Annotated in this window: 12 protein-coding genes, 2 tRNA genes and 2 riboswitches; all 14 genes read left to right on the top strand. The window is 57.8% G+C overall.

The genetic code is table 11. The annotated features are described in order from the left end of the window. Positions 1-216, top strand: a complete 216-nt coding sequence (locus KDN35_RS03445; protein ID WP_171565943.1) for a hypothetical protein — start codon at positions 1-3, stop codon at positions 214-216. A 284-nt stretch (positions 217-500) separates the two neighbouring features. Next, positions 501-1,571 (top strand): ribosome small subunit-dependent GTPase A, encoded by a 1,071-nt coding sequence (rsgA, locus tag KDN35_RS03440; protein WP_212132081.1) that lies wholly within the window; start codon positions 501-503, stop codon positions 1,569-1,571. A gap of 124 nt (positions 1,572-1,695) precedes the next feature. Continuing rightward, positions 1,696-1,797: riboswitch (purine riboswitch) on the top strand. Between the two features lie 209 nt (positions 1,798-2,006). After that, positions 2,007-2,597, top strand: a complete 591-nt coding sequence (locus KDN35_RS03435) for a xanthine phosphoribosyltransferase (protein WP_212132080.1) — start codon at positions 2,007-2,009, stop codon at positions 2,595-2,597. A gap of 43 nt (positions 2,598-2,640) precedes the next feature. After that, positions 2,641-3,951, top strand: coding sequence for a nucleobase:cation symporter-2 family protein (locus tag KDN35_RS03430; protein ID WP_212132079.1), 1,311 nt, complete (start codon positions 2,641-2,643; stop codon positions 3,949-3,951). 285 nt (positions 3,952-4,236) lie between these two features. Next, on the top strand, positions 4,237-5,235 hold the full coding sequence (locus tag KDN35_RS03425; protein ID WP_171565949.1) for a LacI family DNA-binding transcriptional regulator: 999 nt from the start codon (positions 4,237-4,239) through the stop codon (positions 5,233-5,235). Positions 5,236-5,350: 115 nt separating this feature from the next. Then, entirely contained in the window at positions 5,351-6,805 is a 1,455-nt protein-coding gene (locus tag KDN35_RS03420) for an aldehyde dehydrogenase family protein (protein WP_212132077.1), read from the top strand. A gap of 36 nt (positions 6,806-6,841) precedes the next feature. Next, complete coding sequence (locus KDN35_RS03415; protein WP_212132076.1) at positions 6,842-8,017, top strand: iron-containing alcohol dehydrogenase; 1,176 nt, start codon at positions 6,842-6,844, stop codon at positions 8,015-8,017. A 40-nt stretch (positions 8,018-8,057) separates the two neighbouring features. Further along, on the top strand, positions 8,058-8,204 hold the full coding sequence (locus tag KDN35_RS03410) for a hypothetical protein (protein ID WP_212132075.1): 147 nt from the start codon (positions 8,058-8,060) through the stop codon (positions 8,202-8,204). A gap of 191 nt (positions 8,205-8,395) precedes the next feature. Next, entirely contained in the window at positions 8,396-8,824 is a 429-nt protein-coding gene (locus KDN35_RS03405) for a VOC family protein (RefSeq protein WP_171565955.1), read from the top strand. A 227-nt stretch (positions 8,825-9,051) separates the two neighbouring features. Further along, positions 9,052-9,170: riboswitch (SAM riboswitch) on the top strand. Positions 9,171-9,278: 108 nt separating this feature from the next. Further along, positions 9,279-10,427, top strand: a complete 1,149-nt coding sequence (locus tag KDN35_RS03400; protein WP_376717851.1) for a sugar ABC transporter substrate-binding protein — start codon at positions 9,279-9,281, stop codon at positions 10,425-10,427. A 31-nt stretch (positions 10,428-10,458) separates the two neighbouring features. Further along, positions 10,459-11,994: a sugar ABC transporter ATP-binding protein gene (locus tag KDN35_RS03395; protein WP_212132073.1), complete on the top strand. Its 1,536-nt coding sequence runs from the start codon at positions 10,459-10,461 to the stop codon at positions 11,992-11,994. Next, the gene (locus tag KDN35_RS03390) at positions 11,972-12,979 is read left to right on the top strand and encodes an ABC transporter permease (RefSeq protein WP_171565960.1); all 1,008 of its coding nucleotides are present in this window, start codon (positions 11,972-11,974) and stop codon (positions 12,977-12,979) included. The genes KDN35_RS03395 and KDN35_RS03390 overlap by 23 nt, the downstream gene beginning before the upstream one ends. Positions 12,980-13,338: 359 nt before the next feature. Next, positions 13,339-13,415: transfer RNA gene (locus KDN35_RS03385), tRNA-Arg, on the top strand. Positions 13,416-13,449: 34 nt separating this feature from the next. Further along, positions 13,450-13,526 (top strand) — tRNA-Pro (locus tag KDN35_RS03380). Positions 13,527-13,649 lie beyond the last annotated feature (123 nt).

Here is a 13,649-nt window from a genome sequence, read left to right as displayed (position 1 = left end):
ATGAAAGCAATCATCATCGGTGCCGTATTATTGATCCTCCTGCTGCTGGTGCTCGTGTCGGCCGTCAAAAGGGCGGGCACTGGTCGATCCTCCGCGTACGGCAGTGACAGTTCGTCGTCCGGACCGTTTTACATCGACAGCGACGGTAAAGACCACAAGTCCGACGGCATCTGGGGAGACGGCGGAGGAGGAAGCGACGGTGGAGGCGGCGACTGACGCCGTCGCGTCAGGCAGAAAATCCGGGGCATCCCGTACTGTTGCTCCCCATAAAACCGTGGTACAATTAGCGGTAACCACATGCATTGACCGGTTCGCCGGTCTGAAAGGAGAGATGTCACGATGGTAAAAACGCAGATTGTCGAGATTGTTCAAGGTGATGTAGTCACGGGAATCCTCCTTTCAGCCGGACGCTAACCGTATTTTTTGCCAGAGGATTCCCTGTGACGGGTTGTTGTCCTGTTGACTGGACCAGACAATACCTTTGCAGGAGGAATCCGTAAGTGAACAACAATTTGCAGGCATGGGGCTGGAACGACCATTTCGCAGCCCATTTCGCTCCGTTTGCGGAGCAGGATGTATGTGTGGGACGCATTGTCCTGGAACACAAACGATTGTATCGCGTGATGACGGAACACGGCGAACTCCTGGGGGAAGTGACGGGTAAGTTCCGTTTTTCAGCCTCCGGACGGGAAGACTACCCGGCGGTGGGGGATTGGGTGGTCATCACTCCCCGCGTCGAAGAGAAGCGGGCCTCCATCCACGCCGTGCTCCCGCGCACGAGCAAGTTTTCCCGCAGGGCGGCGGGCGAAACAGTGGAGGAGCAGATCGTCGCCGCCAACGTGGATACCGTGTTTCTCGTCAACGCGTTGAACAACGATTTTAACCTGCGCCGGATCGAGCGCTATCTGATCCTGGCGTGGGAAAGCGGGGCCAACCCGGTCATCGTGTTGAGCAAGGCCGATTTGTGCGAGGATGTGGAGCGCAAGGTGGCCGAAGTGGAGTCGGTCGCCATCGGAGTGCCGATCCACGCGATCAGCGCTGAACGGGGCGAGGGGCTGGACAGCCTGGCTCCGTACCTGAGGGAGGGGCAGACCGTCGCACTGCTGGGCTCCTCCGGGGTGGGCAAATCGACGCTCATCAATCGGCTGGCCGGCATGGATCTTCAGCGGGTCAGCGGCGTGCGCAGCAAAGACGACCGCGGCCGGCACACCACGACGCACCGCGAGCTGTTCCGGCTGCCCTCAGGCGGCCTGATGATCGACACGCCTGGCATGCGGGAACTGCAGTTGTGGGAGGCGGATGACGGGTTTCGCGACGTCTTTGACGACATTGAAACACTGGCGGAAGCCTGCCGCTTTCGCGACTGCCGTCACGAAAGGGAGCCCGGCTGTGCGGTCCAGGCGGCGTTGGCCGACGGCTCGCTGCAGCGGGCCCGCTTTGACAGCTATCGGAAACTGCAGCGGGAACTGGCCCATCTGGCCCGTAAGGATGACGCCAGATTGCAGGCGGCCGAAAAAAACAAGTGGAAGAAAATCACGATGGCCATGCGCCACGCTAAGCCCAAGCGGTAGGCGGCCTGCTGTTCCATCCTGCCGAACCCTCCCATTGCGCGAGGGTTCGCGCTTTTTTTTGACTTGATTGCGGCAAAATTACGCTTGCCCCGCCGACAGGTAGTGTGGTAGATTTGTCTGTATCAACCGAACATCGACACAAGCTCGTATAATTTTGGGAATATGGCCCATAAGTTTCTACCAGGTGACCGTAAATCGCCTGACTACGAGTGAAAGAGCGCCTAGGGTTCCGTTTTGACCGCCGGTCCGTATCGCGGCCGTCCGGCAAAAGCCCGGTCCGAGCGGCGCTGGCACATCTTTCGTGCTACACCTGAGGGAAAAAAGCCCAGAGGGACAGGTTTCACTTGGAGTTGGTCTGCCTGCCAGCCGGTGAACTGTCCGCTCTGGGTTTTCTTGTTTTTGTGGCAGTGCAGCCGATAGGAGGAGGAAAACAACGTGAAAGAATTAAAGGAACGAATCGTCCGGGACGGCAAGGTGTTGTCCGAGACGGTGCTGAAGGTGGATGCGTTTTTGAATCATCAGGTGGACCCGCAGTTGACGATGAAGATCGGCCAAGCCTTTGCCGAGCTCTTCCGCGATGAGCGGGTCAGCAGGGTGCTGACGGTGGAAGCGAGCGGCATTCACTTTGCGATGGCCACGGCATACGCGCTGGGCGTGCCGTTTGTCTATGCGAAAAAGAAAAAAGCCGTCACCTTGAGCGACGAGGTGTATTCGGTGCCGGTCCATTCCTTCACCCGCCAGGAGACGTACCAAATCAGCATCGCCAAACAGTACCTGTCGTCTCATGACCGGGTCTTGATCGTCGACGATTTTCTCGCCACCGGAGCGGCGCTGGTAGGTTTGGCTACGATCGTAAAGGAAGCGGGGGCGCACCTCGTCGGCGTCGGCGCGGTGATCGAAAAAAGCTTCCAGGAAGGGCGCGGTCTGTTGGAGCAGATGGGCGTTCGCGTCGAGTCGCTGGCCCGCATCCAATCGATGCAGCCGGGTGACATCCAGTTTATCGAGCCTGTGTCTGCTCGCGTCTAGTCGGGTACGCGGGGAATCCCATTCACAAGAGAGGAGAACACTCATGCTGTCCAAACAAAAACTGCTGACGCTGGGCATGCAGCACGTATTGGCCATGTACGCGGGGGCAGTCATCGTCCCGCTGATTATTGGCGGCGCGCTGAAACTGACTCCCACTCAGATTGCCTACCTGATCGCAGCCGACTTGTTCACCTGCGGACTGGCCACTCTGCTGCAAGTGATCGGCACACGCTACACCGGGATCAGACTGCCGGTCGTGCTCGGCTGTACGTTCACCGCAGTGGGGCCGATTATCGCCATCGCCTCCGGCAGCAACCTGGCCACCGCCTACGGAGCGATCATCGTCTCCGGTCTGTTTGTCGTGTTGGCCGCACCGCTCTTTGGCAAGCTGCTGCGCTTTTTCCCGAAGGTGGTGCAGGGCTCCGTGGTGACGATTATCGGTCTGTCGCTGATTCCTGTCGCCATGAACAACGCCGCCGGCGGTGCAGGCAGCCCGGATTTTGGCCAACCGCGCAACCTGCTGCTGGCATTTGGCACACTGGTCATCATTTTGCTTATCAATCGTCTGTTTACCGGCTTTATTCGCGCCATCTCGGTGCTGCTCGGCCTGGTGGCCGGAACGGCAGCGGCGTACGTGATGGGCATGGTCAATTTTGACGCCGTAACTGAGGCATCCTGGGTCAACATTGTCCAGCCGTTCTATTTCGGCGTGCCGGAGTTTCACATCGTTGCGATCCTCACCATGATCCTCGTGAACATCATCAGCATGGTGGAATCGACCGGCGTCTATTTTGCCCTCGGCAGAGTGACGGAACAGGACGTCAGCAGCCAGGACGTCGTCAAAGGATTGCGCGGCGAAGGGATTGCGATCATGCTGGGCGGGATTTTCAACGCCTTCCCATACACCGCCTTTTCTCAGAACGTCGGCTTGGTGTCCCTGACGCAAATCAAGACCCGTGACGTAATGGTAGCCGCCGGCGGCATTCTCGTGGTCCTCGGCCTGCTCCCGAAACTGGCCGCGCTGACCACCGTCATCCCCAATCCGGTGCTGGGCGGCGCGATGATCGCCATGTTCGGCATGGTGGTGGCATCCGGGATCAATATCTTGTCGCAAGTCGATCTGCGCCAAAACGAGAACCTGCTGATTGCCGCCTGCAGCATTGCCGTCGGGCTTGGGTCCGCTGCCGTCCCGCAGATGTTTGATCAACTGCCGACGATGGCGAAAATGATTCTGCAAAACGGCATTGTCACCGGTTCGATCACGGCTGTCGTGCTGAACATTCTGCTCGTGCACAGCCGGCAAACACAAAAACAATCAACGCCGGTGCATACGGGTACCGTTACAGAGGCGTAGGGAAAAGGAATCCTCCTCCGCCCGTCCACGGACTTTTTACATTAGATGAATAACCTGTTGGACTGTAGTCAAAGAGGGGACTGTGCAGACAGTCCCCTTTGCTTGTAGACAAAGTCCGTGGGGCATGGGTGGTGATAGGGCCCGCTCGCTCTCTTGACGACCAGCCAAGAAGTTGGCAGCGTCCGCGTACTATATCTCCAACGACGTTTGAATATGGACAGATTACCAAACAGGCGGTATACTATTCTCTACCAATGAATACGTATACATTCGAGGTAACGTTCCATGATCTCTTCCAAAGATGTTGCAAAATTGGCGGGGGTGTCCCAAGCCACCGTTTCCCGCGTACTGAACAACGCGAAAAGCGTGAAGCCCGAGACGAGAAAAAAGGTGCTGCAGGCGATGGAAACCCTGCGCTATCAGCCCAATCTCATCGCCAGGAGCCTGGTGACGAACAGCACGAAAACCATCGCCTTGATTTCCGGTACGCTCAAAAACGGCTTCTTCGTGGAAACCACCGACTCCATTATCAACCTGGCGACCAAACACGGCTACAAAACCATGGTGTACTTTGAGGGCGAGGCAAAGCTGAAAGACATTGTGAACACCGTGATGGGAAACAAGGTGGACGGCATCCTGATGTCATCCATCCTGCTGGACGATCCCCTGTTTCACGAGATCGAGCAGTCCGGCATCCCGTACATGTTTTTCAACCGCCGCCCGAGAAACGGTGGGAACTACGTCGTTCTGGACAACACGCGGGCAGGCGAAATGATTACCAAGCATCTGTTGGACCTGGGACATGAAAGGATTGCCTACATTACGGGCGAACCCACGATCTCTACCTTTCTTGAACGGGAAACAGGGTTCAAAAAAGCGATGGAAGAAGCCGGCATCGAGATCGATCCGCAGCTTGTGTTTGTTACGAACACGACGTCAGCCGAGGTGGAAAAAATCACCTGGAGGTTGATGAACCTGGACGAACCGCCCACGGCGATCATCTGTGCGACCGATACCATGGCGTTGGCCTGCATGGATACGATCATGTCGATGGGGCTGTCCATCCCGGATGACGTAAGTCTGGTCGGGATTGATGACATCAAGATTTCCTCCCATCGCGCCATCCAATTGACAAGTATCGGTCATCACAAATTCAAGATGGGGGAGATCGCAGCCGAAAACCTGATCGAGATGATTCAGCAAGGGGAGCGCCCGAAACAGCTGCGACAGATTGTGCTGCAGCCCGAGCTGATTGTTCGCAAGACGACTGCCCGCCGCAAGTAGCCATGGCCGGGACACCTCTTTTTCGATGTTTATGAATACGTATTCATAGGGGCGATTCAAGAAAGAATCAGCATTGGATCAAAAGGTGTAACGACCCGCAGGAGGAGTGGTGGAGATGAATCAAAGCGAGATCACCGTCATGCACGTCGGCTCTCTCATCGACGGCAACGAGGTTACCGGGGGCGGCCGGATTCGGCACGAGGTTCGCAGTCCGTACAATGGCGAACTGATAGGAGTTGTGGACTTTGCGACGAGAGAAGATCTGGAACAGGCCATCCAAACCGCCCACCGGGTCTTTCAGCAAACCATGAAAAAAATGCCCGCGCACCAGCGGTCCGAGATTTTGCGGAAAGCTGCCGATGCCCTCGAGGCGCAGCGGGAGGATTTTGCTCACCTCCTGTCTCGTGAAGCGGGCAAGCCGATCCGCGATGCGCGGGGAGAGGTGGGACGTGCGGTGCAGGTACTGCGCTTCGCTGCCGACGTGGCCAAGGCCAACGACGGCGAACTCATCAAAATGGACAGTGCGGTCGGCGGAGAAAACCGAATCGGATTTGCCCGCCGCTATCCGGTTGGGGTGGTCGCCGCCATAACGCCGTTCAATTTCCCGCTGAATCTCGTTTTGCACAAGGTGGCCCCGGCCATCGCAGCAGGCTGCACCGTGGTCATAAAGCCGGCCGAAAAAACGCCGCTGTCCGCGCTGAAACTCGCCAGGCTGCTGCTACAGGCAGGGCTGCCGAAAGGGGCGTTGCATGTCGTGATGGGCACCGGTCCCGATCTGGGGGAACCGCTTGTCACCCACCCGCTGGTAAAGAAGGTGACCTTCACGGGAAGCGGGCCGGTCGGCTATAAAATCAAACAACTGGCCGGCAACAAAAAAGTAACCCTGGAGCTGGGCTCGAATTCGCCCAATCTGGTCTTCGAGGACGCCAACCTGGACGCAGCGATTTCCAGCATCGTGACGGGCGGGTTTGCCTATGCCGGCCAAGCGTGCATCTCAGTGCAGCGCATCTATGTGCAAAGGACGCTGTACCAGACGTTTCTCGATCGGCTTGTGCCGCGGGTGGCGAGCCTGCGCGTAGGGAATCCGGCCGAGGAAACAACAGATGTAGGTCCGCTGATTACGGAAGAGGCGGCCGTACGCGTGGAACAATGGGTGCAGGAAGCGGTCGAAAACGGTGCGAAAGTGCTCACCGGCGGCAAGCGGGAAGGATCCATTTACCATCCCACCGTTCTGGTGGATGTCAAGCCGGACATGAAAGTCGTATGTCAGGAAGTATTTGGCCCTGTCGTTGTCGTCATCCCGTTTGACACGGAAGAAGAAGCGGTATCACTCGCGAACGCTTCCGACTACGGCCTGCAGGCAGGCGTTTTCACGTCGGATATCAATCGTGCCTTTCGCCTGGCCGACGAGCTGGAAACCGGCGGGGTGTGGATTAACGAAGTGTCAACCGTTCGCCAGGACAACTATCCATACGGTGGCGTAAAACGGAGCGGGATCGGTAAAGAAGGCGTGAAATACGCCGTTGAGGATATGACCGAAGTGAAATTTATCGGTGTGAAGCTGCTGTAGACGGAAAATATGTGCGGGATAGGAGAGGAATGGACGATGAGCATTAGCGTGTTTCGAACACCGACTGAACTCGTGACGGGAATCGGCTCGATTGCACACATTGGGGAGAAGGCAAAGAAGCTGGGGGCAACAAAGGTTTTGGTCTTGACCGACAAGGTATTGAAGCAAACAGGTCTGGTCGACAAGGCCGTAACCCCGCTGACGCAAGCAGGCCTGCCCGTTCACGTGATTGATGAAATCATGCAGGAGCCTCCGTTTGAAAATCTGGAGCAGCTTGCCTCCCAGGTCAGGGGTCGGGGCTATGACGTGTTTGTCGGGATCGGGGGCGGTAGCGTGCTGGATGTGACCAAGGCCTTGTCCATTATGATGACCAACACGGGCGATGTGCGCGACCTGGTGGGCATTGACAAGGTGGCGATCAAGGGCGTGCCCTTCATCCTCGTGCCGACCACTTCCGGAACCGGGTCGGAAGTTACCTGCAACGCCATTTTTACGGACACGCGCGACCAGGTGAAAAAGGGAATTGTCTCACCGTACCTGCTCCCGGATGTGGCCATCGTCGATCCGGAACTAACGGTGACGGTGCCTCCATCCGTCACGGCCGCGACGGGGATGGACGCGTTTGTTCATGCGGTGGAGTCCTATACGGCGATTCGGGCAAATGAACTGACGGACGCGATTGCCCTGCACGCGATCAAACTGGTTTCCCGTTCCCTTCGCCAAGCCGTGTATCAGGGACATGACCTCAAAGCGCGCGAAGACATGGCGATGGGAAGTCTGCTCGCCGGCATTTCGCTGGGCAACGCCGGGGTAGGAGCCGTCCATGCGCTGGCCTATCCGCTGGGAGGCAAATTCAAAGTGCCCCACGGGGTGGCAAACTCCTTGCTGCTCCCCTACGTCATGAAGTACAATGTAGTTTCGAATATTCCCAAATTTGCGGAAGTGGCCAGGGCGATGGGAGAAAACGTAGACGGGTTGTCGCTTCGCGATGCAGCAATGCAGGCGGTCCACGCCATCGCCAAACTGTCTTGCGACGTGGGCATTCCCGCCAGCATCAGAGATGTTGGCGTGACAGAAGAAGACATTCCGGCCTTGGCAGCAGAAGCAAGCAAAATCGACAGACTGCTGAACAATAATCCACGCTGGCTGACGGCTGCGGACATCGAAACCATTTACCGTGAATCGTTCGCCGGCAAACTGTTTTTGGAATAATTTGTTTCCCGACCTCAGCACCGACTCGGCCTCTCTCGGTATGATGCGCCGTTTGGTGGACGAAGGCAAATACGGCCAGAAAAACGGACACGGTTTTTATCAATGGACAAAGGAATTTTTGCAGAAGAAGAACGACGAGCGGGAAGCAGAACTGATTTATTTGCTGAAAAAAGAGTGGGGGATCTAGCAAAATCTCGCTTGTTTCAAGCCATGCTTCATTTTCCTTCCTGTAAACAACACGATCATTGACACTGGATTCGTTTTCAAATCAGAGAATCGGAAATAATAGAGAGTATGGCTTGCTTTAATACGTGTCAATCTGTGGCCCGTACGGATTTTTGCGGCGGGCAGAATGAAAATCCAAGGAGCTGATTCCTGATGACACTGCGCTTGATCCCCTATCTGATCATGGACGGAAATGCCAAGGAAGCCATTCACTTTTACGAACAAGCACTGGATGCCAAAATCCTGTTTTACCAAACGTTTGGCGAGATGCCGGAAAACCCGGAATTTCCCCTGCCGGAAGAGGCAAAGGACCGCGTGTCGCATGCCATGATAAGGGTCGGCGAGTCGGACCTCATGTTTTCCGATACGTCTCCGGGCCAACCCCATCAGAGCGGCAGTCAAATCACCATCTGTATCTCGACGGACGACAAGGAAAAAGCGACACGAATCTATGAAGCCTTGAAGCAGGACGGTCAGGTGAACATGCCGCTGCAAGAGACGTTCTTTAGCCCGGCCTATGGGATTGTAACGGACAAGTTTGGCGTGACCTTCCAAATCAACACGGAGGGGAAACAACAGTAACGAAAACAGCTCTGCTCGCGTTGATTGCAGCAGAGCCGTTTTCCTTGGCGTTTTACGCCTGCCCAACCTTCGCTGTTCGTCGATTGAAAACTGTCAGCGGAAGATGCTGACAGTTGTGAATTTTTTGGAGAAGCGATCGAAAAACGGGATTGACGGCACATCCCGCTTCGATGTATGATGTCATCAATATTAAAAAGCATAGTGGAAAACTTGGAATTACACATGCCTTCTTATCCAGAGCAGGCTGAGGGACTGGCCCGATGACGCCCGGCAACCGACTGTCAAGAGCATGCTGCTCTTGCGGCACGGTGCTAACTCCTGCAGGAATTATCCTGAGAGATGAGAGGTGAGCGAGCAAACCGCGCCTCTTTTCTCAAGGAAAAGAGGCGTTTGTTTTTTCGGTTTTTCCGTCCATGTCATTATTTTTTACGCACTCATGAGGGGGATGTACCAGATGAAAACGATCAACAAATGGATGTCTGCCAGTCTCGTCGCTGCTCTTTTGCTGACGGGCTGCACCAATGAACAGCCGCCGGCGCCGTCTGCCCAGTCTGCCACGTCACCGTCATCACAGCCGGCGGACGCGCCGCAGCAGCCGGGCGCATCACCGGCGGCGGCAACTCAGGCAGCTATTCCGGCGGCAGTGGACAAACCGTTGAAAATCGCTCTGGTCAGCGAGTTTTCCATCGGAACGTTTTCTGCCCAGTACCTGCAAGGAGTCAAAGAGCAGGTGAGCAAATTCGGCGGCGAGCTGGTCGTCTACAACGCGGACGGCGATTTGGGCAAAATGGCGGCCCACCTGGACACCGCGATCAACCAAAAAGTGGACGGCATCCTGATCAACCACGGCCGTGCGGAAGCGCTGCAGCCGGGGGTGGAGCGGGCGGTCAAGGCGGGGATTCCCGTCGTCGCGTTTGACAACGACCTGGACCAGGTGGAAGGCGTCACTGTAATTGACCAGGACGACTACAGCCTGGCCTGGCAGGGGCTGAAAAATCTGGCCCAATCCATCGACGGGAAAGGCAACATCGTCTACATCTGGGTGGGCGGTTTTGCGCCGATGGAAAAGCGCAACCGCGTCTACGAGATTTTTCTCAAGCGCTACCCCAACATCAAGGAGATCGCCCGCTTCGGTTCGGCCACGCCGAATACGGCGCTGGACACCCAGGCGCAGATGGATGCAATCCTGAAAAAGTTCCCCAACAAAGGCGACATTGCCGCCGTATGGGCGCCGTGGGACGAATTTGCCAAAGGGGCCACACGGGCGATCAAGGCGGCGGGACGGACGGAGATCAAGGTGTTCGGCATCGACCTGTCCGACGAGGACTTGCAGCTCATCCAGGAGCCGAACAGCCCGTGGAAAGCGTCGGCGGCGACTGATCCGGCGGACATCGGACGGGTGCAGAGCCGCTTCCTCTACCAAAAGATCGCCGGCGAACACACGCCCAAGTACTTCTCGCTCGATCCGCATCTGGTCAGCCAGGACAAACTGCCGGACCAACCGGTCAACATGTCCGACCTGACGCAATACGTGAGCGGATGGGGTCGAAGCGACGCCGCCATCTCGCCGTGGATGGCTGCGCTGGAGGCAAAGCACAAGTGACCGAAATGGACAGATCAGGGAGGGATGCGAGATGACGGCCTCTGTTTTGGAAATGAAGGGGATCGTCAAGCAGTACGGCGGGGTGTACGCCCTGCGCGGAGTGGATTTCACCGTGCGCAGCGGGGAGGTGCACGCCATCCTCGGAGCCAACGGAGCGGGCAAAAGCACGCTGATGAAAATTCTCTCCGGCGCAGAGCAGGCGACGGCCGGCAGCATTCTGATCGACGGCCGTGAGCTGGCCGTCAGCGGACCGCGGGATGCCAAGCGGGCCGGTATCCACCTCGTGCAGCAGGAAGTGGACACGGGGCTGATTCCCTCCCTGAGCGTCGCGGAAAACATACTTCTGGACCATACTGTCTCCGCCGGCGCCTGGTGGCATTCGCCGAAGCGTACGGTGGAGCGGGCCCAACAGATACTCAGCCGGTGCGGTTTTTCCCTGCCGCTGAAGGCAAAGGCGGAGGAGCTGACGCTGGCGGAGAAACAGTTGGTGCTGCTGGCCCGGGCTGTGGCCCAGGATGTCCGCTTCGTCATCTTTGACGAACCGACCGCGCCGCTCAGCCTGACGGAAGCGGCGGCGCTGTTTGAGCTGATTGCCAGCTTGAAGGCGGCAGGGCTGGGGATTGTCTACATCTCCCACCGGCTGCCGGAGGTGTTTGCCATCGCTGATCGCATCACTGTGCTGCGGGACGGCAGCCGGGTGTGGGAAAAGCGGACGGAACAGACCAGTCCGGAAGAGGCGGTGGCGGCGATGCTGGGCCGCCGCGAAGCCAATCAGGCAGACGAGAGATGCAGACGGGCAGGCGAGGTGTTGCTGGAAGCGAGAGAGCTGCGGATCGGCCACAAGGTGAAGCGGTTTGACGTTCAGCTGCGGCAGGGGGAGATCGTCGCGGTGGTGGGACTGGTGGGCGCCGGCAAGACGGAGGTGTCCCGTGCCCTGTTCGGCGCCGACCGGCTGGACGGCGGCGAGATCCGGCTGAGAGGGAAGACTCTGCGCCTCCGCCATCCTGGTGAGGCGATTCAAAACGGCATCGCGCTGATTCCCGAAGAGCGGCGGCTGCAGGGCATCCTGGTGGAGGAGCCGGTGAAGCACAACCTGACACTGGCCCACCTGAAGGCGTTTACGCGCGGAGGCTTTCTCTCGGACAAGGCGGAGCGCGAGGCGGCCCAATCCCTCGTGGAGCGGCTGGGCATCAAGACGGCCGGGCTGGATCAGCCGACGGGCAGCCTGTCCGGCGGCAATCAGCAGAAAGTGGCGATCGGCAAGTGGCTGTTGACCACGGCCAGCGTGTTCCTCTTCGACGAGCCGACCAAGGGCGTGGACATCGGCGCCAAGCAGGAGATTTTCCGCTTGATTAAGGAACTCGCGGACGAGGGCAGAGGCGTCTTGTACTTTTCCAGCGAGATTGACGAAACACTGGCGCTGGCCGATCGGCTGATCGTGCTGGAAAACGGACGGACCGCCGCCGAGTGGAGCCGGAGCGAATGGACGACAGGACGGATCACGGCCGAGACGGTGATGTATTACATGAGTGGAGGGAATCATCATGGAAGCAGTGCTGCAGGGTGAAAAAACAAAACAGACGCGGGGGTCGCTGGCGCAGCGGTACGGTGCGCTCCTGGCCATTCTGGCCGTGATCGTGTTTTTCAGCATCGTCAACGAAAACTTTCTCAGCTACGCCAATCTGGTGGACATCCTGCGTTCCATTTCCATCGTGACGCTGGTGGCAATCGGGGTTACCTTTTCCCTGATCGTGGGCGGCTTTGACCTGTCCGTCGGTTCGACGGTCAGCGTGGCGACGGTGCTCTCCGCCTCGCTCATGGTGTGGTACCGGCAGGAACTGCTGGTGGCGGTGGTTGTTCCGCTCCTGGCCGGTCTGGTGATCGGGCTGATCAACGCGCTGTTGGTGGTCAAGGTGCGGATTCCCGACATCCTGGCGACGCTCGTGTCGCTGTACGTCTTTCAGGGCATTCACCTCAGCTACACGCAGGGCTTTTCCATCTACAACAACATGCCGATGGCCGACGGCTCGTCCGCTCCCGGCATCATCATTCCGTCGTTTCTCTTCATCGGCCAGGGGGAAATATGGGGCATTCCCGTCCCGGTCATCCTGATGGCGCTGGCCGTCGTCGGCGTGCACGTGTTTCTCAACTACACCCGTTTCGGACGGATGCTGTACGTCACCGGCGGCAATCTGGAAGCGGCCCGCCTCTCCGGCGTACCGGTCAACAAGTACCGCACGCTGGCCTACATGCTGTCGGCGCTGTTCGCCTCCATCGGGGGGATCGTGCTGACGGCGCGGATCGGCACCGGCCAGGTGATGGCCGGATCGCCGCTGTTGATGGACGCCGTGGCTGCTGCGTTTATCGGGTTTTCCATCTTCGGGCAGGGCAAGCCCAACGCGTTCGGCACCTTTTGCGGCGCCATCCTGATGGGCGTGCTGATGAACGGGTTGACGATGATGAACGTGCCGTATTACGCCCAGGACATCGTCAAGGGGCTGGTGCTGGCAGGAGCGCTGACGCTTACCTATCTGCCCAGGCTGAAAAAATAGGCGGGCAGCCGATGGACTGCTGCTGTCGGGTTAGTGAGCTTTCTGTTTTTGCGAAAGCGACCGCCGAGTGACTGAAGCAGTAGTTTCCCGCTTTGTTTGATCGGAAAAAGGCGCGATGGCCGTCATGTCGGACGAGGGCGGCGATACGGCCATACGCCCGGTTTACGCCCGCTGACTTCCCGCCGGCATATCCGCCTGTCTTTTTCGGGCACGCTGGCTGTGTTTGTCCGCTGTGCGCCTGCCTTTTCCGGGAGCTTGCGAAAAAAATTTGTGAATGGAAAAAAATACGGGTTGATTTTTTCTTGTCTCCCCTGTATAGTATTGAATTGTCGCCACGGTGCGAAACAACAAACAGATACGTGCCCTTAGCTCAGCTGGATAGAGCGTTTGACTACGAATCAAAAGGTCGGGAGTTCGAATCTCTCAGGGCACGCCATAATGCAGAGGCGAGAGCCCATCTCGCCTCCAGTCGGGAAGTGGCTCAGCTTGGTAGAGCGCTTGGTTCGGGACCAAGAGGTCGCAGGTTCAAATCCTGTCTTCCCGACCATTTTTATTTTTACGGACGTGCCGCTCAGCATTGTTGGCAGAAAACCAAGCCCCAAGGGGCGGCATACAAGCCCTACGCCGGTATGGGAATAGGGACAGCGGCTTTTCAGAAGCAAAACAGACC

Origin of the sequence: Brevibacillus sp. NL20B1, from assembly GCF_018195675.1 — a bacterium.
GTDB lineage: Bacteria > Bacillota > Bacilli > Brevibacillales > Brevibacillaceae > Brevibacillus > Brevibacillus aydinogluensis.
The sequence above is the reverse complement of the archived record's forward strand: the minus strand, read 5'-3'. Positions and strand labels throughout refer to the sequence as shown.